The sequence below is a fragment of the Novosphingobium meiothermophilum genome (assembly GCF_003171715.1).
GTDB classification, from domain to species: domain Bacteria; phylum Pseudomonadota; class Alphaproteobacteria; order Sphingomonadales; family Sphingomonadaceae; genus Novosphingobium; species Novosphingobium meiothermophilum.
This window is the reverse complement of sequence record NZ_QGHL01000007.1, coordinates 863,347-884,503: the sequence shown is the minus strand read 5'-3', so window position 1 is coordinate 884,503 and position 21,157 is coordinate 863,347. Positions and strand designations below refer to the sequence as shown.

Below are 21,157 nucleotides of genomic sequence, written 5' to 3'. Positions count from 1 at the left end.
ATGGCCGCCGCGGTGGCGGTTCTGGCTGGCGCAGGGGTAAAGGCAGAAGCGGTGGCAGGAGCAGCGCAGCAGACCATGCGCGGGGTGAGCAATCCCCGATCGGCGCGCATCGACTACATGCTGAAATGCCAGGGGTGCCATCGCCCGGACGGCGGGGGTGATGCGCGCACGACACCGCCGATGAAGCACGAAGTGGCGCGGTTTCTGGCCGTGCCGGGCGGGCGCGAGTTTCTGGCCCGCGTGCCGGGCGTGGCGACCGTCGATCTTGATGACGCGCGGCTGGCAAACCTCGTCAACTGGACGCTCTACACCTTTGATCCGGCGCACGTTCCCGTCGATTTCCGGCCCTACACGGCGGAAGAGATCGGGCGCCTGCGCCGCACTCCCCTGCGACTGGAACGCGCCGAGACAAGAGCGCGACTGGTGGCAGGTTTTGCTGAGACCGGAACGTCTGAGCAGGGGCCGTCGCAGGCCTCGTTCTCGCAGGAAAGAACACGATTGCCCTGACGGGCGCCTGACTTTGGGAGGCAAGTGATGAGGGAACGTCTTTATCGCGGGATTGCAATGGCCGGGGTGGCCGCTGCATCCCTTGTTTTCGCGGTGCCCGCCATGGCGCAGGATGGGAACACCCCGCAGGACACGCAGGCTGCGGATGACCCGCTTTCGGGCGAGATCGTCGTAACCGCGACCAAGCGCGCGGAGAGCCTGCAATCCGTGCCGATTTCGGTTTCCGCCATCGGCGGCGATACGCTCGCCAGGGCGCGGGTGAACAGCGTGGACAATCTCGTCACCAAGGTTGCCAACCTCCAGCTTACCTCGATCGTGGGCGACAATACGCCGATCTTCTCGCTGCGCGGCGTGTCGATGTCGGACTACAGCCTCAACCAGTCCAGCCCGGTGGCCACCTATTACGACGAGGTTTACAAGGGCAACTTCGCCTTCCTCGGCGTCGCCATGTATGATCTTGAGCGGGTCGAGGTGCTGCGCGGCCCGCAGGGCACGCTCTACGGCAAGAACACGACCGGCGGCGCGGTGAACATCATTGCAGCCGGTGCGAAGCTGGGCGAGACGAGCGGCTATATCAACGCAGGCTACGGCAACTACAACCGTGTCGATGTGAACGGCGCGGTCAACCTGCCGCTCGGCGAAAAGGCGGCGCTGCGCCTGGCGGGCACTTTCGCGCGGGCCGACGGGTGGTTCAAGAACGTGGTGCCGGGCAAGCCCGATCTCGCCTCGGTCGATGAATATGCCGTGCGTGCCACCTTGAACTTCGAGGCGAGCGAGACCGTGCGCTTCGTGTTGCGCGCATCCACCAGCTTCCAGAACCCCTACAATTACGGGATCTATGCCCAGCCCGAAGCCGTGAACCGGCCGGGCCTCGGCCCACGCGAGATCGCCTCGAACATCGACGAGAAGCGCCGCGCGCGCACATACTCGGTAGCGCTGACGAGCACGTTCGATGTTTCGGATACGCTTTCCGTCACCAGCATCACGGCATGGGACAAGGGCAATCTCTTCTTCTACGAGGATACCGACGGCACGGCGAGCGAACTGCTTGAGATCCCCTATCTCGATCGGGCAAGCCAGTTTGCGCAGGACCTGCGCCTGACCAGCAATACCGGCGGGCCGTTCGATTTCATCCTTGGCGCCTATTACCACCACGAAAAGGTGTTCAACCAGACCACCTTCGAAATCGGCAAGGACATTGATTCCGATGGTCTGCCGGGGATCACAGCCAACGATTGCGCGGTGGGTCTGCCGCTGGGATGCCTGTTCCGCAATAGCTTCAATCAGGTCAAGAACAGCTACGCGCTCTATTCCGACGTGAAATACGAAGTGTCGGACCGAGTGGTGCTGCGCGGGGGCTTGCGCTTCACGCACGATACCGGGCGCCAGACCGACTTCACCTCGGATGCGCTGGGCGTGGACGGATCGCTCGTGGTCAATCTTATCCCCTTGTCCTCGCTCCGCTTTTCGCAGGATAACCTTTCCGGCAAGATCGGGCTGGACTACAAGCTGCCCGGCGGCAACCTCGTCTATGCCAGCGTAAGCCGCGGCTATCGGGCGCCCAGCTTCAATGCGCAGGCATTCTTCGATCCTTCGGAGCTTTCGATTGCCCGGCCGGAGGAAGTCACCTCGTTCGAAGCCGGTGTGAAGACGCAGTTCCTCGACCGGCGGATCACCCTCAATCTTTCCGCGTTCTACTATGATTACAAGAACCAGCAGTTCATCAACATCGATCCGAACACCGCTGCGCAGACGCTGCTCAACATTCCCAAGTCGCGCATTTTCGGCGGTGAGGCCGAGCTGAGGATCAGGGCGAGCGACCGGCTGACGATCAATTCCGGACTGGGCGTGCTTTCCACCAAGGTCCAGCGCGGAATCGTCAGCGGGGTGAACGTGGCGGGCAACCGGCTGCTCAACGCACCCAGCTTCACCTTCAATACCACGATCGACCTGACGGTGATGGATGGCGAGATGGGCAAGCTCTCGCTCCACCCGGACATTGCCTATCAGTCGAGCCAGTTCTTCGAAGTGCTCAACGTGCCCCGGCTGCGGCAGCCCGGCTATGCCATCGTGGGCGGGCATATCGACTGGGAAAGCGCTGACGGGCGGTTCAATGCCTCGATCTGGGGCAAGAACCTGACGGACAAGTTCTATTTCACCTCGCGCGTCGATCTGCTGGCCGGGTTCGGGTTTGATTACAACCATATCGGCAACCCGCGCACCTACGGGGTGAGCGTGGGGATGAAGTTCTGACAGGGTAACACGCAAGGCACCTTGAAAAGGGCCGGGAGAGGAAAATGGCTGACTACAAGCTGCTGATCGGCGGCCAGCTCGTCGATGGCGACATGACGATGGACGTAATCAACCCCGCCACCGGGGAGCCGTTCTGCACGGTTCCCCGCGCCAGCGCGGCACAGGCCGATGCCGCGATTGCCGCGGCAAAGGCGGCGGTTCCGGGCTGGTCGGCCCTGCCGTGGGGTGAACGGCAGGCAAAGCTGGTGGAACTGGCCGACGCCATTGCCGCGCGCAAGGACGAGATCGCCCGCGCCCTGACGATGGAGCAGGGCAAGCCGCTGGCCGAGGCCATGGGCGAACTGGCGTGGACCGATGGCTATCTGCGCCACTACGCTTCGCTGGAACTGCCCGATCGCGTGATTCAGGACGACGAGAGCGGCTACATCGCCGTGAAGCACCGTCCGCTGGGCGTGGTTGTCGGCATCATCGCGTGGAACTTTCCGCTGCTGGTGGCCTGCTGGAAAATCGGCCCGGCCGTTCTTGCGGGCAATGCCATCGTTCTCAAACCCGCGCCGACGACGCCCGTCTGCGCACTGATCCTTGGCGAGATCTGCCGCGAGGTGTTTCCGGCAGGCGTGGTCAACATCATCACCGATGCCAACGATCTGGGACCGCACCTGACCGCGCATCCCGATGTGGCGAAGGTGGGCTTCACTGGATCGACCGCAACCGGCAAACGCATTGCCGCAAGCGGCGCCGATACCCTCAAGCGGGTGACGCTTGAACTGGGCGGCAACGACCCCGCCATCGTGCTTGAGGACGTTGACGTGCGCGAAACCGCACAGGCGATTTTCGGCAATGCCTTCCTCAACAACGGGCAGGTCTGCCTTGCGGTAAAGCGGGCCTACGTCCACGCCGACATCTATGATGCGATGTGCGGGGAACTGGCACGCCTTGCCGAAGCGGCCGTGGTGGATGACGGCTTGCAGCAGGGCACCCAGATCGGCCCGATCCAGAATGCGATGCAGTTCGAGAAGGTGAAGGGCTTCCTCGAGGCCGCGCGCGAAGAAGGCACGATCGTGGCAGGCGGCGAGGTGATGGAGCGCGCCGGATACTTCATCCGCCCGACCATCGTGCGCGACGTGACCGATGGCGACCGGATCGTCGATGAGGAACAGTTCGGCCCGATCCTGCCGCTTATCCGGTTTGACGATGTCGAGGACGTGATCGCCCGCGCAAATGCCAGCGAATACGGGCTGGGCGGCTCGGTCTGGTCGAAGGACGTGGAGCGCGCCGCTGGCATTGCGGCGCGGATCGAAAGCGGTCAGGTGTGGGTCAACCAGCACATTGCCATCGGACCGCACATTCCCATGGCCGGGTTCAAATCCAGCGGATTGGGGGTTGAGCAATCGGTGGAAGGGCTGGCGGAATATACCCAGACCCAGGTTGTGAACATCAAGCGATGAGCGGGCTTTCCTATGCCAAGGGCGCGGTGGACGAGCCGCTGCTGGAAAAGACCATCGGGCAGGCGCTGCGCGATGCGGCGCGCGCGTGGGGCGATGACCTCGCGCTCGTATCGCGGCATCAGGGCGTGCGCTGGACATGGCGCGAACTTGACGAAGAGGTGGACCGGGTGGCGACCGGGCTGCTTGACCGCGGTGTGGCCAAGGGCGACCGGGTGGGCATCTGGGCGCCCAACTGCGCGGAATGGACCGTGCTCCAGTTCGCCACGGCGCGTATCGGTGCCATCCTTGTCACCATCAATCCGGCCTATCGCACAAGCGAGGTGGACTATGCGCTGAACAAGGTGGGGTGCAGCTTCCTCGTCACTGCTTCGCGCTTCAAGACCAGCGACTATGTGGGGATGCTGCGCGAACTGGGCGGCGAAAGGCTGCCCCTGCTGCGCCGGATCGTGGTGCTGGGGGATGAAGCGCATGCGGGCTTCGAGCCATGGGAAGCCTTGCGTGCCGCGCCCGACCCGGAGCGGCTGGAGGCGGCGACCCGGACGCTTCACCAGAACGATCCCATCAACATCCAGTTCACCAGCGGCACGACCGGCTTTCCCAAGGGCGCGACGCTGACGCACCGCAACATCCTGAACAACGGGCATTTCACTGCCCGCACGATCAGGCTGGACCAGCGTGACCGGATCTGCATTCCGGTGCCGCTCTACCACTGTTTCGGCATGGTGCTGGGCAATCTGGCAGCGCTCGCCAGCGGGGCGGCGATGGTCTATCCCGGCGAAGCCTTTGATGCAGGGCAGGCGCTGGCAGCCGTGCAGGCCGAAGGGTGCACCGCGCTTTATGGTGTGCCGACCATGTTCATCACCATTCTTGCTCACCCCGATCTTGCCGATCATGACGTTTCGACCCTGCGCACCGGGATCATGGCCGGATCGCCATGCCCGGTCACGACCATGCGGCAGGTGATGGACCGGCTGCACATGACCGAGGTGACGATCGGTTATGGCATGACCGAAACCAGCCCCCTGACGACCCAGACCGCTACCGATGATCCCATCGAGGAACGGGTGGGCACGGTGGGGCGCGTTCACCCCCATGCCGAAGCGAAGATCGTGGGGCCGGATGGCGAAACCCTGCCGGTGGGCGCGCAGGGCGAGTATTGCTCGCGCGGTTATGCCGTGATGCTGGGCTACTGGGACGATCCTGAAAAGACCGCCGAGGCCATCGATGCCGAAGGCTGGATGCATTCGGGCGATCTCGCCACGATGGACGCGCATGGCTATGTGCGGATTACCGGCCGGATCAAGGACATGATCATCCGTGGCGGCGAAAACATCTACCCGCGCGAGATCGAGGAGTTCCTGCTTACGCATCCGGCGGTGCAGGATGCGCAGGTGTTCGGCGTGGCCGATGACAAGTTCGGCGAGGAGGTCTGCGCCTGGGTGATCGCGCGGGCAGGCCATGTGCTTGGCCCTGAAGACGTGCTGGCGCACTGCCGCGGCCGCATCGCGCATTACAAGGTGCCGCGCCATGTCCGCATCGTCGATGCCTTTGCCATGACCGTGACAGGCAAGGCGCAGAAGTTCGAAATGCGCAAGATGATGGAAGCCGAACTGCGCGCGAACGCGGGTGCATCAGGGTGATTGCGTAATCGCGTGGTAAGCGGATGCTTGCGGCAATTGGTTAACACCGGCTCAACCGGAATTGAGCAGGGGGTTTGAAAACAATGTCGCGCTCCGCATCCACGCCAATGGGCACATTGACGGGTCTCGCCCTGATGCTTGCCACGATGCCCGTGTCCGCATTCGCCGCAGGTGTCGTTTCCTCGCAGGCGGACTGGCGGCTGGCAGAGGCTGGGAACATGGCGCTGGTTTCGGCCGGCAAGGCGCAGTCCGGCGCAATGCTGGGCGTGCAGTGCGATGCCAACGACTTGCGCGGGCGGCGGCTTGTCTTCGGCACCTTTCGCGCCGAGGACAGCACCGGACTGATGAAGACGATTTCCGCGCTGCGCCCCGCCGTGCTGCGCATATCGGTGGAATCGCAATCGGCCTGGGCCGAGTTTGGCGTGACCCTTGAAGACAAGGGACAGCTTGGCCGGACCGGCGTTGCCGATTACGTTGCCGGCTATCTCTCTGCCGAACAGTATGGTCTTATCCGCTCGGCCCGTTCGGTTACGGTGAAGGCGGGCGACAGGACATTCTGGTTCACCGGAAACGGATCGCTTTCAGCCACGAACGCGCTTGTCTGCGGCGCAGCCTCGCCCATACGGGCCAGCCGCATGGCCGTGGAAACCCAGGCGCGGCCAAGGCCGCCCGTCCAGTCGCGCTGGGTTTTCGCGCCCGGCCTGCTTACCCCCGATCCGGCGCGCGGAAGCTATCAGGCGTTTGCATCGGTTTCAGGCTTTCCCGGAAATGAATTGGCGAGCTTCAGTCTGGAAGTGACCTGCCGTGCGGGTCAGATCCACGCGTTGTTCCGCAATGGCGCCGTTCATGCCAGCGTTAAGGATGCCGCCGCCGATCAGGCGCGCGCCTTCATGCGGGCGGTGAATGGCCCCGACAACGTGGCCGAGGTCTATGGCGGCGGGCACTTGCTCGCCCGCTTTCCGGTGGAACCGGGCAAGGACGGCAAGGGCCATCCGCTGACTGCGAGGGAATTGCAGGCGCTGCTGCGCTTTGACGAGATCGTTGTGGCCGGAAACCAGACCGCCATTGCGTTTGGCGGCAAGGATGGCCCTGCCAGCATCGTTGCGCTGGCGCAGGCGTGCGGAGCGGCAAAGGTCGGTTAGGACAACGGCGAAAGGCTGGCAAAGCGCGCCAGATCGCGCGGGCCAAGGTGCAGCATCTGGCGATTGGGAACCGATACCGTCAGCGCATAGAATGCGCCAGCCTGCACCTCGCCAAGACCCATGTCGCGATAATAGCGCACATAGGCAGCGCGGGCAGGATCGTCGGCCATCGCGCCACGCGACGGCGAGGGGGCTTCGCGGCCGTCGGCCGAAAGCCACGAGTGAACCGCAAAGCGCGCATCGGGCGCAGCCCTGCGCGGGGCTCCGGCAAGGAAGATGTCAACCGCGCCGGACCGGATCGAAGCGCCCGCGGGGGCGATGGTTGCCAGCCCGTGCCTGCGGATCAGCCGTCCAAGCCGCAGATTGGCGATGTCGTCGCGCGTGCCGGGGCAATCAACCAGTTCCAGCGTGGCAAGGCGCGGATAGGCCGCGATCATCGCCAGGAATGCGGCCGGAGATTCGCTGTCGGTCACGCCGACCAGCCTTGCCCGCTCTGCCGAGAGCACAACGAATGGCCCGAAGCGCGTTGCATGGTGAGGGCTTTCGATCATGGGCGCAGCCTGCACGCCAAGCCCTGCCGGGGCCAGGGCAAGGGTGGCGGCAAGCAGGCAGGCGGCGCGCATGGTCATGCGGCGATATGACCATGCCCGGCTTAGCGCGCGCCCAAGAAAGAAGGTTAAGCCCGCGATAACCCGCGCATCCGTCTCCTTGTCCTGTCTGGACCCAAGGTTTCCAAACCGGCCTGCCCGCGCACTGCGCCATTTGACGTAGCAGGGAAGCACGGGCACGAAGCTAGTCTGCCATGCGGGGCGTAACGAAAGGGGCACAGGGCAAGAGTGGCAAACATCCCGGTCTTGCCGATGCCGCGAGGGCGATGCGGCAGTCTCTGCCCGGGGCGGGGGGATGACTGCTGATGGCAGGGGCGGCGCTTTCGCCCCTGCGCGCGCTTCTGGGCGAAGGGGATATGCCGCGCGCGCTGGCAGCAGCAGGACAGGCGCTCACGCGCAATCCGCGCGACGTGGAAGCAGGCTTTGTGGTGGCCGTTGCGCTGGCCGAAACCGGGCGCATTCGCGATGCCGTGCAGGCGATCGGGGCGGTGGTGCGCGAAGCGCCCGCCGATGCGCCGCACCGGGCGGAGTATCTGGCCCAGCAGGCGCGCATCCTTCTGCTGGCGCGGCGCGAAGGCGATGCCCTTGCCGCGGCGCGCGCCGCGGCGGCTGCCGGTTCGGACGATCCGCTGGTCAATGATACGATCGGCTGCGTCTTTGCCCGGCTTGGCGCGCATGACGAGGCCCTGCCATTGTTCGAGCAGGCCGTGGCCGCGCAGCCCGACATGGTCGAATACCGGTTCAATCTGGCCAGCACGCTGGGCTTTTTCGGCCGGGTTGAAGATGCCGCGCGCCAGTATGAGGCAATCCTTGCGCGCGAACCGGCACACGGACGCGCGCATCTGGGACTGGCCGGGCTGAAGCGCCGGGCAACCCCGCAGGGCGTGGCGCGGATCGAAGCCGCGCTGGCCACCGGGCCCGATACGCTGGAACAGGTGCGGCTTCACTATGCCGCCGCCGCCGCGCTTGAGGACATGGGCAAGCATGACCGGGTCTTTGCTCATCTTGCCAAGGGCAACGCACTGCACCGGGCGCAGATCGGCTATGATCCGGCCGCCGATGAAACGCTGTTCGATGCGGTGCGCCGGATCTTTGCCCATGAACTTCCGCTGCGCTGCGACAGCATGATCGAGGATGCGCCGCTTTTTGTTGTCGGCCTGCCCCGCACCGGCACCACGCTGGTGGACCGTATCGTCTCGTCGCACCCGCAGGTGACATCGGCGGGCGAATTGCAGGCCATGCCGCTGGCGGTGAAGCAAATGGCGCAGACACAAACGCGCACGGTGCTTGATCCTGCAACGGTCGAGGCCAGTGTCGGCCTTTCGGCACAGACGCTGGGCGAACTGTATCTTGCGCGCGCGCGGCAGAATGCCGGGGCGCAATCCGCGCGCTTCACCGACAAGTTTCCCCTGAACTTCCTCTATATCGGCTGGATCCTGCAAGCCTTTCCCAAGGCGAAGGTGCTGTGCCTGCGGCGCGGCGCGATGGACAGCGTCTGGTCGAACTACAAGCACCTGTTCGCCACGGGATCACCCTATTACCGCTGGTCCTATGATCTGATGGACACAGCGCGATATGTGCTTCTGTTCCAGCGCCTCATGGGGTTCTGGCGGCAACGCTTTCCGGGCCGGGTCCATGAAGTGACCTACGAATGGCTCGTTGCCGATCAGGAAGTGCAGACCCGGCGGATGCTTGCCTATTGCGAGCTTGAATGGGATCCGGCCTGCCTTGATTTCCATCGCAATACGGCCGCGGTGGCAACCCCCAGTGCGCAGCAGGTGCGCGCCCCCATCAATGCCCGCTCCATCGGCCGCTGGCGCGATTACGAAGCGCACCTCGGCGAGGTCATGGCGTTCTTCACCGCAAACGGCATTCCGCTCGATTGACGCCGCGAGGGCAGGGCTGTCCCTCTTTCGGCCGGCAACGTTTGCCGTCTTTCCAGCCTTCATTATCGCCAGACAAAAAAGGGCCACCGAACTTGCGAACGGTGGCCCAAGTCCTCGCAGGAAAAGCGTGCCCCGGACCGCTTGCCGGCGGACCGGGGTGAAAGGTCAGAACGTCTTGGTCATTTCGAAGCCGATCTTGCGCGGTGCGAGCACCGAGTTCGCATAGAAGCGCGAGACCACACCATCGTTCACGATGCGGCGGGTAAGGTCGTTCGAAACCGAGACCACCGCGAACTTGTTGAAGATGTTGTCTGCATAGAGCCGGAACTCCAGCGTCTCATCGAGGCGATAGGCAATGGAGCCGCGCATCGTGGTGAAGGCCGGAAGCTTCTCGCCACCCGCACGGGCGCCCACGCGCGTCAGGATGTCGCCGGTATAGGTCGTCGTCCAGCTCAGCGTCATGGTATCCTCGCCCACCGGGAACTCGTAGTTCGCCCCGATCGAGCCGGAATACCGGGTCGAGCCGGGCAGGCGGTCGCCGGCCACCGCATCAACGCGCCCACCACCCGAAACCTGCATAAGGCGCGGCACGCCTTCGGTGAGATAGGCATCGGTGTAGGAGAAATTGCCGTTGATGGTGAAGCCTTCGATCGGCCGGGCATTGAAGGTCCACTCGATCCCCTTCGAAACCGCCTTGCCGCCGTTCACGATGATGCCAATGGCGCCGTTCTGGGTCTGGCCGCGAAGCTGGATACCGCTCCAGTCGATGTGGAAGGCCGAAAGCGTCGTGCGCAGTTTGCCCCCGAACAGGCTGGCGCGAATGCCGATTTCCTTGTTCTCGGTCGTGTCCGGGCGATAGCCGAGCTCATCGGGCAGGGCGCACAGGTTCTGGCCAGGCGGCAGCGGCAGCACGCAAGGCGCCACGCGGTTGACGCCGCCGATGCGATAGCCCTTGCTGTAGGTGGCATAGACCATCAGATCGGGCGAGAACTTGTAGGAGCCGTTGAACTTCCAGACAAAGCCGTCATCCGCCGTATCGCCCGAACGCGACCGGAAGTTGATCTGCGGGAAGGGCTGGAACAGCGGCAGTGCCTGACCGCCGATGGCAAAGGCATCATACTTGAAATAGCGGCCACCTGCGGTGAGGGTGAGGGCATCAAGCGGCTGAAGCGTGACTTCGCCAAACACGGCCTTTTCCACCGTCTTCGTGTTGACGAACGAGGCGTATTCCACTTCGTCAGGGCGGTTGATGCCTGCCCATGCCGGATAGCCGGGCACGATCTCGCGATAGTCGGATTCGGTTTCCAGCCTGTTGTAGAATCCGCCCAGAACCCAGCTGATCGGGCCGCCATGGGTCGAGACAAGCCGGATTTCCTGGTTGAACTGTTCGTTCTGGCCGTTCGACCGGGTGTAGCCCGAGAAGTTGGGGAACAGTTCGTAGTCGTAATCGAGGTCGAGCAGCAGGTCGGTCACGTCGGTCTGGCTGCGGAACTTCTGCCGGGTGAAGGCAGTGGCCGAAACGAGCTGCGCGATGCCGCCGAGATCGACCTCAAGTTCGGCGGCAAAAAGATCGGTCTTGCGGTTGGCCGGTTCGAGATAGCGCCATGGCGCCTCATACTTGCCGGTGCCGAAAACGCCGCCGCCATTGGCCTGTCGGCCGTTGGTATCGGTGCGCTGGTGAACGTAGCTGAGCGTCAGCTTCAGCCAGTCGGTCGGGTAGATGCCAAGCTGGTTGCGCGTGGTGAAGGTGTGTTCGAAGTTGGCGTCTTCGTAGGTCGTGAAGTTCGCCGCGATTTCCGCTGGCGTGCCGATGGGGCCGAAGAAGGTGCCAGGGCGGCGCGGCTGCGGATTGGAGATACCGGGCTGCTTGAGCAGATAGATGTAGTCGATGAAGCCCGGATCGTTGAAGTAGCCGGTGGCCGAACGGAACGCGACCTTGCCCGGAATGATCGGGATGTTGATGGCGCCATCCACGACAAAGCCGGGATCCTTGGCTTCGGCCACATCATAGACGCGGGCGTGGAAGGTGCCTTCCCACTTGTCGGGGTTCGGGCGGTTGGGAATATAGCGGATGGCGCCGGCCAGCGTGCCCAGACCATAAAGCGTGCCTTGCGGCCCAAGCTGGACTTCGACCCGGTTCATGTCGATGAACTTGAAATCCTGATAGAGCGGGATTTCGCCGAGGTAGGTGGCCAGCGTGTTGTCGCCGTTGGCGCCGAAGGTGCTGGTGTCGTTCGCCGAAAGCCCGCGCAGCACGATTGCGCCAGTCGAACGCGGGCCGGTGTCCTGAATGGTCACGCCCGGCGTGAAGGCGGCAAGCGAGCGCACATCGTCGACGCGCTCGTTCTTCAGGTTCTCGGCGGTGACGGCGGAGATGTTGATCGGCGCGTTCTGCAACGAGATCGAACGGCGCGTCGCGGTCACGATGATTTCGTTGCCGGGGGCATCGGCCGCTTCGGCGGCATCGGCTTCAGGGGCCTGCTGCGCCAGTGCGGGCGTGGCTGCAAGCCCGGAAAGGACACTGGCCAGGGCGCTTGCAGAAAGCAGCGCGTAACGCTTCTGGGAAAAAATCATCAGACCCTCACTTGTTGCTTCTTGTCTCCTGGTCTCAGTCATCCCCGCCGTCGGTTCTCTGTCTTGCCGGAACCGTTTTCGACTTCTCACCACTCGTGACCCACCGTGAATTACCCGGTGCGTTTCTCCGATCTGGTTGCAAGCTACGCACTTATCCTGCGCGGCCTATGGGCCATTTGACGTAGGCTTTCAGGTGGCGCCTGTCGGTAGCGGGCCGTGCATACGCAAATCGGCCCATCCTCTCGCGGTGCCAGCACCTGCACTATCGGCAGCATGAAACCGGTTCCGGTCCAGCGGCAGCATTTGTGTTCCTGCGCAGCACTGCCATTCGCGGCAAGGCTGCGGCAAGGCGATCAAGGGTGATGCCGCGCCGGTCGGTTGTCCGATCGCTTGCCGCAACGCGGCGTGCGGGCGCGCGCACTTCGATAGCAAGTCCTTTGTCGGCGCGGATCGTTCCGGAAAAGCGCCTCTACAACCAGTGGGTCGCCAGCCAGACGCTGGAAGATTATGCGCTGCGCTACACTGCCGACGCGGCGCGGCGCTGGACCCCTGCTACGGTCCTCAACACTGCGCTTGGTGCCAGCGCCTTTCTGGCCTGCGAGGCGATTGGCGCGACGATTACCCTGCTTTACGGTTCCACGATCGCCCTTGCCGCAATCATTGCCGCCTGCGCGGTGATGTTCCTCGTTGGCCTGCCGATCGCCGCCGAGGCGGCACGGCGGGGGCTTGACATCGACCTGCTGACGCGCGGCGCCGGTTTCGGCTATCTTGGTTCAACGATCACTTCGCTGATCTATGCTACGTTCACCTTTCTGCTCTTCGCGGTCGAGGCGAGCATTCTGGCCGTTGCCCTGCGCACGGCGACGGGAATGCCGCTGGAAGCGGCCTATCTCCTGTGCGCATTGGTGGTGATCCCGGTTGCACTCTACGGGATGAGCGCGATTGCCCGGTTCCAGCTGTGGACCCAGCCGCTCTGGCTGGTGTTGCAGCTTGCACCCGCGGTCTTTGTATTGTGGCAGGGTGATGCGGTGCTGGGCGAGTGGGCCGAGTTCACGGGCATCTATGCGCCGCGCCCCCCGGTCATCGCGTTCGGGCTGGCGGTTTCGGTCCTGCTTTCGCTTCTTCCGCGTATTGGCGAGCAGGCGGATTTCCTGCGCTTTCTGCCAGGCATCGAGGATATCGGTCCGCGCCGCTGGTGGACGGTGGTTGTGTTGGGCGGGCCGGGCTGGACCATCATCTTCGGTCTGAAGATGCTGCTGGGATCGGTGCTTGCGGCATGGGCGATTGCGGGTGGTCTGCCGCCCGCCATGGTCGAGACGCCGACCGGCCTCTTCAGCCATGCTTTTGAACAGATCACCGGCAGCACGCGTTCTGCCCTGATCGCGACGGTATTGCTCGTGGTGGTCTGCCAGCTCAAGATCAACGTCACCAATGCCTATGCCGGCTCGATCGCATGGTCCAACTTCTTTTCGCGCCTCACCCACAGCCATTCAGGCCGGGTGGTCTGGCTTCTGTTCAACGTGGGCCTTGCCACGATGCTCCTGTTCTTCGGCATCACCCGTTCGATGGAGGCGGTGCTGCTGTTCTATGCCAGCCTTGCAGCCGGATGGATCGGCGCGCTGGCGGCGGACCTTGCGGTGTCAAAGCCGCTGGGGCTCAGCCCCAGGGGCATCGAGTTCCAGCGTGCATATCTCTACGACATAAACCCGGTAGGCATCGGAGCGATGCTGCTGTCAATCATTGCCTCGGTCATGTGCCAGATCAACCTGTTCGGCGCAGTGGCCCAGGCTTTTGCACCGCTTATCGGGCTTGGCGTGGCGTTTGCGGCCGCACCCGCGATTGCCGCGCTCACACGCGGACGGTTCTATCTTGCCCGCGAGCGCGCAGCGGAGGAGGAAGCGGAAAAGACTTGCAGCATCTGCCGCAACACCTTCCAGACATGCGATACCGCGCACTGCCCGCTTTATGGCGGACCGATCTGCTCGTTGTGCTGCACACTGGAAATGCGCTGCGACGACATATGCAAGCAGGGAAGCCGGGCCACCGAGCAATTCACCAATCTGGCCGAGCGAATGCTGCCCCGGCGCCTTGCGCGCTATGTCCATACGGCCACGGGCCACTTCATTGGGGTGCTGGGCGTGTTCATCGGCGCCAACGCGCTGGTGCTGGGGCTGATCGGGCGCGAATATGTGCGCACCCATCCGGCGCTGGCATCGCATGTCTGGGCCATCCTGCTGGGCGTGTTCATCGTGTTCTGCTTCGTCTCAGGCCTCGGAAGCTGGATCATCGTGCTGGCCCATGCCAGCAGGCGCGGCGCGCAGGAGGAAACGCGGCGGCATCTGGCCGAACTGGAAGCCGAGATAGCCGCGCATGATGAAACCGACGCCGCGTTGCAGAAAGCGCGCGAGGTCGCCGAGGCCGCCAATGCCGCCAAGACGCGCTACCTTGTGTCGGTCAGCCACGAGATCCGCTCGCCGCTCAACGCGATCTATGGCTATGCCCAGTTGCTGGAACGCGGAAGCGATCTGAAGCCGCAGGATGCGGGCAGGGTCATCTGCCGGTCGAGCGAGCACCTGTCGAACCTCGTCGACGGCCTGCTTGACATCGCGCAGGTGGAGGCGGGCGTGCTGCGGCTTTCGCGCGATACGATCCGCCTGCCGGCCTTTGTCGAGCAGATCGCCAACATGTTCCGGCCGCAGGCAGGTGCCAAGGGTCTTGCCTTCACGCTGGAAGTGCCCAAGGCCCTGCCAGAGTTCGTGCGCGGAGACCAGAAGCGGCTGCGGCAGGTGCTCATCAACCTGCTTTCCAATGCCATCAAGTTCACGCCGGCAGGCTCGGTCACGTTCCGCATCGGCTGGCGCGGCGAGATTGCCACGTTCGAGGTGATCGATACGGGCGTGGGGATAGCCGAAGAGGATCAGGAACGCATTTTCGGCGCGTTCGAGCGAGGCAAGGGGGCTTCCGTCACGGGGCAGCCCGGCATCGGGCTTGGCCTTGCGATCACCTCGACCCTGGTCCACGTCATGGGGGGCGATCTTTCGCTGGAGAGCACGCCAGGCGAGGGCACCCGGTTTGCGCTGAGGCTCATGCTGTCACGGCCGGTGACGCAGCCTGTGCAGAGCCACCGGGCCGATGTCATCACCGGCTATGAGGGCAGGCGCCGCACGGTGCTGATTGCCGATGACGACGCCGCGCAGGCCGCGGTGATCGAGAACCTCCTTCGTCCGCTGGGCTTCGAGGTGATCGGCGCGCGCGATGGCGAAGCGGCCATCGCGCTGGCTGGAGCCACCCGGCCGGATATCGCGCTGCTCGACATTTCGATGCCAGTGAAGGACGGGTGGCAGACAGCCGCGGCCTTGCGCGCCGCGCATGGGGATGCCTTGCGTATCGTTATGGTTTCGGCCGATGCGCACCAGTTCCGGCGCGGCGGCGATGGTCAGGATGCTCACGACATGTTCCTGACCAAGCCGATCGCGCTCGACAGCCTGCTGGACGTGCTGGCGTGGCAGCTCGATCTTTCGTGGACCACGGCCGACGGTTCGCCGGCGGAAGGCACCGCGCGGCGCGAGGCACCATCCGACGGGATGACCGAACTGCGCCTGCCGCAGGCTGCGCTGCCCTTCGTGCCCGAAATCGACGGGCTGGCGCGCATCGGCAACGTGCGCGCCATCCAGAACCGGCTTGCCGAGCTTGAAGATCAGGTGCCCGATGCCGCCCGCTTTGTGGGTCATCTGCGCAAATGTCTGGAATGCTTTGATTTCAAGGGAATGCGTGAAGCCTTGCGACGGGGGGTGGTGCATGTTCGATAGGATGGTTGCCGAAGAAGGAGGCGGGCTCTTGGCACAGAGCGCACTTTCGCAACTGATCCGCACCGCTGCTGCGGCGCGCGATACCGTGCTGGTGGTCGACGACAATCCCGAATCGCTTCACTTTCTCATCGATACCATCGAACAGGCCGGGATGACTGTGCTTATCGCCACGAACGGTGTCGATGCGCTCGAACTGCTCGATCATGCGGCGCCCGATCTGATCCTGATCGATGCGATCATGCCGGGGCTGGACGGGTTCGAAACCACCCGCACGATCAAGCAGCGGCCCTGCCTTGCCGATATCCCGGTAATCTTCATGACCGGCCTGACCGAGACCGAACATGCCGTCCGCGCGCTCGAAGCGGGCGGCGTGGACTATGTGCGCAAGCCTGTGGCCATTGCCGAGCTGCTGGCGCGGATGCGAGTGCATCTTGCCTCTGCACGGGTATCGCAGTCGGGCCGCAGTGCGCTTGATGCCACGGGGCGGCATCTGCTGGCGGTGCGGGAAGGGGGCGAACTGCTGTGGGCGACACCGCAGGTAGAGCGGCTGATAGAGCGGTCTGGAAGCGCAGACCAACTGCCGCAGTCCTTCGCCGCGCCGCTGGCAAGGCTGATCGCGCCCGGACAGTGCCCCGGTTCTTCGGTGCGTTTCGACTGCGCCGGGGAGACCATCGAACTTGTGCTGGTTGGAACGCCGCGCGCGGGCGAATGGCTGATCCGGCTCAACCTGCTGCGCGAAGGCGCGGATGTGGAGCGGCTGCGCGAGCGCTACGGGCTGACCCAGCGCGAGGCCGAAGTGCTTCTGTGGATCAGCCATGGCAAGCCCAATCGCGACATCAGCGAAATCCTTGGCATCAGCCCGCGCACGGTGAACAAGCACCTTGAACAGGTATTCGAGAAACTGGGCGTGGAAACCCGCGCAGCCGCCGCTGCCTTTGCCGTAAGGGCCATTGCGTGATGCGGCTGCATGGCCGGCCATAGCAAAGGGTGACGCAGCGACGACTGGCGCGCTGCTAGTGTTGCTGAAAGTGCCGGGCGGCAAGGGCAAGGTCGTCCGGGCAATCGACATCAAGCGCCTGCACGGCCGGAAGGTTGACCGCCGGAACGGCGCGCAGCATCCCGCCCGCCCCGCGATCGCCCTCAAGGCTTGCCAGCGCGGCAAAGTGCTTTCGCGCGAAGATCGCCGGGACCATTCTGCGGCCATCGACCTGCGTTGCGATGCGGTCGCCATCGAAGTGCCCGATGAGCTGCGCAAAATGCGCTGCCGGCACAAGGGGCATATCCGCCAGCGCGATCAGCACGGCATCGCAGTCCGTTTTCGCAAGCGCGCCGATGCCTGCGGCGATCGACCTTGAAAGGGGGGCATCTGCCGGTGTCAGCATGATCCGCTCAAAGCCGGGCAGGTTGGGCGTCCGGGCAGAGACCACGGCCATGTGGTGACGGAAGGGGAGGCTGGCCAGCGCTTGTGCGGCGTGGGCGGCAACCGGCTTGCCGCCAAGATCGGCGGCCAGTTTGCCGCCGCCGAAGCGGGTGCCGCGCCCGGCGGCAAGCAACAGTGCTGCAATGCGCGGCGTTTGCTTCATTGTCCGGGCAGGCTGAGCGGTTCACCCATCCATGTCGCCCAATGGGCCAGCGCATTGTATTCGGCAACGATTTCGGCAAGGATCGAGATGGCAAGCGTTGCCGGATCGCGGGTGGCGGGGATCAGCCCGATGTGGCCGCGCAGGGTGTTTATCCGGTTTTCCGGAACGCCCGCAGCCCGCAGTGCGGCAAGGCGCGCGGCATGGCTGCGGCGGCTGCCGATGGCGCCATGATAGAAAGCGGGAAGGGCCAGCGCCTTCGGCAGAAGGAACTCTTCCCAGTCCCCCCCGTGGAACAGGAAGACGATGGCCGTCCATGGATCGGTGGCTACTGCGGGCAAGGTCGTGCGGCTGTGGAGGTGAATTGGCGCCATGCCAGCGTCGACCAGCGTCTGCTGTGTGGGGACATCGGGCGTCAGCGGAACGATGACGGTGCCGAATGCCTGCGCAAGGCGCGCAAAGGCCGCCAGATCCTCGCCCTGACCCAGCGCCACGACACGCAGCGCTGGCTGATAGGTCAGTGTCAGGCAATAACCGTTCCAGCCCGTGGGCATCCCGGCATCAGCCAGCGAAATACCATCGCAATCGAGCCGCAGGCTGGCGGGTTTGCGCTGGTCCAGCAGGGCGAGTGCTGCGGCCACGGCATGCGGATCAGGGCGCGGGGTAAACAGCAGATCGATTCCCCCGCCGCAGGGCAGGCGAATATCGATATAGGGCGAGCCGGAGCCATAGCGCACCACGTGGCCCCAACTGTCCGCCAGCGATTCAAGTGCTTCTGCCGCAACCGCATCCTCGATGCAGCCGCCCGAAAACGAGCCAATGCGCCGCCCATCCGCGGCAACAGCCATCTGTGTGCCCACGCTGCGCGACGAACCGCCCGTCAGGGCCACGAGTGTCACCAGCACGCATTCCACGCCTTCGGCGGCGCGGGCAGCAAGAAAGCGCAGGATGTCTGGCGGTGTGGTGGCGATCATTCGATCGAGGTTATGCCAGTTCCAGCGGAAGGCGGCGATGGCGCTTGCCGGTGAGCGAATAGATCGCGTTGGCCAGCGCCGGAATGACTGGGGGGAGGGCGGGTTCGCCAAGGCCGGTGGGCGGAAAATCGGTCTTCACGAACTCGACCGCAATCTCGCGCGGGGCGGCATCGATCCGCATGAGCGCGAAATCACCGAAGTTTTCGGCCGTGACGACGCCCGCTTCCTGCACGATCTTCTGGCCGATCATCGCCTGTCCCAGCCCTTCGATCACGCAGCCATGAGCCTGATTGAGCGCATTGAGCGGGTTTATGATGTGCGCGCCGATGTCACCGGCGACCCAGACCTTGTCGACCCGGATCGCGCCATCAGCCATCGAGATATCGACGATCTCGGCAAAATAGCCCAGATGGCTGTAGTAGAAGCCGAAGCCGCGACCCTTCTCGCGGCCCTTCCAGCCTGCCGCCTTGCAGACCGCATCGATCACGCCGCGCGCACGGCCGGTGTGGAACTTCGAGCGTTCTCCCTCGATCTCGCGCGCGGGGCCGAGCGTGCGGCGCATGAGTTCGGGAAGATCCATTCCCGCCGCTTCGGCAACCTCATCAAGGAACGACTGGAAAACGAAGGCCATGGCATTTGACGAAGGCGCACGCAGCCAGCCGGTGGCAAGGTTGGTGGCCATGTAGCTGACGCCGAGATCGACATTGGGCACGACCGGTGCCGGATATTCCGTCGGTGCCATCTGTGCGGCGCGGATGGGCTTGCCATCGGTGCCGAAGGTGGCGAAGTGATCCTTGAGCGCGACAAGATCGCCCTTGGCATCCAGCCCGGCGGTCAGACGGTGCCAGCCTGCGGGACGATAGAAGTCGTGCCGGAAATCATCGGTGCGGTCATAGAGCACCTTGACCGGTACGCCAGGCATGGCCTTGGCTACTTGCCCGGCAATGACCATGTAGTCGTTCATCAGGCGTCGCCCGAAGCCGCCACCGATGCGGGTCATGTGTATTGTCAGATCATCGGGCGAAAGACCGCACAGCTTTGCGGTTTCGGCGCGCCCGCCCGCCGGGGCCTGACTGGGCGCCCACAGTTCAAGTTTTCCGTCCCTGAACAGACCGGTGCAGTTTTGCGGCTCAAGCGGGGCATGGGCAAGGAAGGGGTATTCGTAATCAGCCGTGACGACCTTGGCGGCCTTGGCCAGCGCGCCATCGGGATCGCCTGCCTTGAAAACGCTGGTTTGTGGCGCACCGCCGATCAGCCTGGCCGCATCGGCTTCGTATCCGGCGGTGGAGAATCCTGCCACTTCGGCATCGTTCCACTTCACCACGAGCTTTTCGCGGGCCTTGCTTGCCTTCCACCAGCTATCGGCGACGATTACCAGCGTGTCGTTCTGACCTTCGGGAACGTAGCCGCTGTTCACGGCCACAACACCGCGCACACCCGGAATGACCCTGACGGCTGCGTCATCGAACGAGGCTACGGTTCCGCCATGCGCAGGGCATTTCACGATCGCGCCGTGGACCATGCCGGGCAGGCGCGTGTCTATGCCGAAGAGCGGTTCGCCCTTGAGGATCCGGGGAACGTCGACGCCGCGCTTGGACGTGCCGATTATGCGGAAAGCACTGGCATCCTTCAGCAGCACCTTGGCCAGATCGGGCGGGGTCTGCGCGGCTGCGTCCTTCGCCAGCGAAGCATAAGTGGCGCTTTTGCCCGACGACACGTGCAGGACCGCGCCCTTTGCCGTGGAAAGCGCGGCGGGATCGACACCCCACTTCTGCGCAGCCGCCATGACCAGCATCTGGCGCGCGGCGGCGCCGACCTGCCGCATCGGGATCCAGTTGCGCGGGGTGGCGGTGCTGCCCCCTGCCACTTGCGGCCCATAGCGCTTTTCGTCGGCATCGGTCTGTTCGATGCGAACCTGATCCCATACCAGATCCATTTCCTCGGCGATGAGCATGGGCAGCATGACCTTCACGCCCTGGCCGATCTCCGGGTTCTTGGCGCCAATGGTCACGGTGTTATCGGCATTGATGCACACGAAGGCATTGAGCACTTCGGCAGGCGTGCCCGGCGCAGCAGCCCCCAGCACGACCGAGGCATCAAGCGTAAGGGCTGCGCTGCCTGCCAGCGAGGCGACAAGGAACGAGCGGCGCGAGACCAGAGCAGCGTCGGTCATGCGAGCGCCTCCCCGGCGGGAACGACATTGGCGTCGGCAGGATCGGCCGGCAGACCGGCGGCCTTGCGGATGGCAGCGCGGATGCGCAGGTAGGTGGCGCAGCGGCAGATGTTCCCGCTCATCCAGCCGTCGATGTCTTCAGGCGTCGGCTTGGGGTTCTGTTTCAGCAGCGCGGTGGCCGACATGATCTGTCCGGCCTGACAATAGCCGCACTGCGGCACGTCAAGCGCGGCCCACGCCTCGGTAACGCGCTTGCCGAGAGCGTTCGTCGCAATGCCTTCGATGGTCGTGACAGCCTTGCCCGCCGCATCGGCCAGTGTCGTCTGGCAGGAACGGACGGCCTCGCCATCAAGGTGGACAGTGCAGGCGCCACACAGGCCCGCACCGCAGCCGAACTTGGTGCCGGGCAGGTCAAGGTCTTCGCGCAGAACCCAGAGCAGCGGCTTGTCGGCATCGGCATCGACCGTGCGCTTGCGGCCGTTCACGGTGAAAGACAGGCTCATCAGGTTGATTCCCCGAAAAAAGATCGGCGTGAGGAGAAAAGCATGAGCGCGGGCGAGCCG

14 protein-coding genes are annotated in these 21,157 nt (G+C 64.3%); 8 read left to right on the top strand and 6 right to left on the bottom strand.

Annotated features, from left to right (window positions below; translation table 11 throughout):
* The 5 genes from DKM43_RS08170 (at position 1) to DKM43_RS08150 (ending at position 6,990) form a co-directional block, all read left to right on the top strand.
* The gene (locus DKM43_RS08170) at positions 1-507 is read left to right on the top strand and encodes a cytochrome c (protein ID WP_236632450.1); all 507 of its coding nucleotides are present in this window, start codon (positions 1-3) and stop codon (positions 505-507) included.
* Positions 508-534: 27 nt separating this feature from the next.
* The gene (locus tag DKM43_RS08165) at positions 535-2,760 is read left to right on the top strand and encodes a TonB-dependent receptor (RefSeq protein WP_109797910.1); all 2,226 of its coding nucleotides are present in this window, start codon (positions 535-537) and stop codon (positions 2,758-2,760) included.
* A gap of 44 nt (positions 2,761-2,804) precedes the next feature.
* The gene (locus DKM43_RS08160; RefSeq protein WP_109797909.1) at positions 2,805-4,208 is read left to right on the top strand and encodes an aldehyde dehydrogenase family protein; all 1,404 of its coding nucleotides are present in this window, start codon (positions 2,805-2,807) and stop codon (positions 4,206-4,208) included.
* Positions 4,205-5,848: an AMP-binding protein gene (locus tag DKM43_RS08155; RefSeq protein ID WP_109797908.1), complete on the top strand. Its 1,644-nt coding sequence runs from the start codon at positions 4,205-4,207 to the stop codon at positions 5,846-5,848. Before DKM43_RS08160 ends, DKM43_RS08155 begins: the two co-directional genes overlap by 4 nt.
* Positions 5,849-5,955: 107 nt before the next feature.
* Positions 5,956-6,990: a hypothetical protein gene (locus DKM43_RS08150; RefSeq protein WP_145960486.1), complete on the top strand. Its 1,035-nt coding sequence runs from the start codon at positions 5,956-5,958 to the stop codon at positions 6,988-6,990.
* Here the strand turns inward: DKM43_RS08150 and DKM43_RS08145 are convergent.
* Positions 6,987-7,619: a hypothetical protein gene (locus tag DKM43_RS08145; RefSeq protein WP_109797906.1), complete on the bottom strand. Its 633-nt coding sequence runs from the start codon at positions 7,617-7,619 to the stop codon at positions 6,987-6,989. The two genes, DKM43_RS08150 and DKM43_RS08145, sit on opposite strands and share 4 nt — an antisense overlap.
* A gap of 284 nt (positions 7,620-7,903) precedes the next feature.
* Here DKM43_RS08145 and DKM43_RS08140 point away from each other — a divergent pair, with 284 nt between their 5' ends.
* Positions 7,904-9,484, top strand: a complete 1,581-nt coding sequence (locus tag DKM43_RS08140; RefSeq protein ID WP_109797905.1) for a tetratricopeptide repeat-containing sulfotransferase family protein — start codon at positions 7,904-7,906, stop codon at positions 9,482-9,484.
* Positions 9,485-9,649: 165 nt separating this feature from the next.
* On the opposite strand, the gene DKM43_RS08135 is transcribed toward DKM43_RS08140, so the two are convergent.
* The gene (locus DKM43_RS08135; RefSeq protein ID WP_109797904.1) at positions 9,650-12,058 is read right to left on the bottom strand and encodes a TonB-dependent receptor; all 2,409 of its coding nucleotides are present in this window, start codon (positions 12,056-12,058) and stop codon (positions 9,650-9,652) included.
* Positions 12,059-12,420: 362 nt separating this feature from the next.
* Here DKM43_RS08135 and DKM43_RS08130 point away from each other — a divergent pair, with 362 nt between their 5' ends.
* Together DKM43_RS08130 and DKM43_RS08125 are read left to right on the top strand one after the other, a co-directional pair.
* Positions 12,421-15,867 (top strand): hybrid sensor histidine kinase/response regulator, encoded by a 3,447-nt coding sequence (locus DKM43_RS08130; protein WP_109797903.1) that lies wholly within the window; start codon positions 12,421-12,423, stop codon positions 15,865-15,867.
* Between the two features lie 28 nt (positions 15,868-15,895).
* On the top strand, positions 15,896-16,825 hold the full coding sequence (locus tag DKM43_RS08125; RefSeq protein WP_236632449.1) for a response regulator transcription factor: 930 nt from the start codon (positions 15,896-15,898) through the stop codon (positions 16,823-16,825).
* Between the two features lie 55 nt (positions 16,826-16,880).
* Here DKM43_RS08125 and DKM43_RS08120 read toward each other — a convergent pair whose 3' ends face one another.
* From DKM43_RS08120 to DKM43_RS08105, 4 genes are read right to left on the bottom strand one after another with little or no spacing between them, the layout of a single operon-like run.
* Entirely contained in the window at positions 16,881-17,450 is a 570-nt protein-coding gene (locus tag DKM43_RS08120; protein ID WP_109797901.1) for a nucleotidyltransferase family protein, read from the bottom strand.
* Positions 17,447-18,421: an XdhC family protein gene (locus DKM43_RS08115; RefSeq protein ID WP_109797900.1), complete on the bottom strand. Its 975-nt coding sequence runs from the start codon at positions 18,419-18,421 to the stop codon at positions 17,447-17,449. The genes DKM43_RS08120 and DKM43_RS08115 overlap by 4 nt, the downstream gene beginning before the upstream one ends.
* A gap of 10 nt (positions 18,422-18,431) precedes the next feature.
* Entirely contained in the window at positions 18,432-20,594 is a 2,163-nt protein-coding gene (locus tag DKM43_RS08110) for a xanthine dehydrogenase family protein molybdopterin-binding subunit (RefSeq protein WP_109797899.1), read from the bottom strand.
* Complete coding sequence (locus tag DKM43_RS08105) at positions 20,591-21,097, bottom strand: (2Fe-2S)-binding protein (RefSeq protein WP_109797898.1); 507 nt, start codon at positions 21,095-21,097, stop codon at positions 20,591-20,593. The genes DKM43_RS08110 and DKM43_RS08105 overlap by 4 nt, the downstream gene beginning before the upstream one ends.
* Positions 21,098-21,157: the final 60 nt, after the last annotated feature.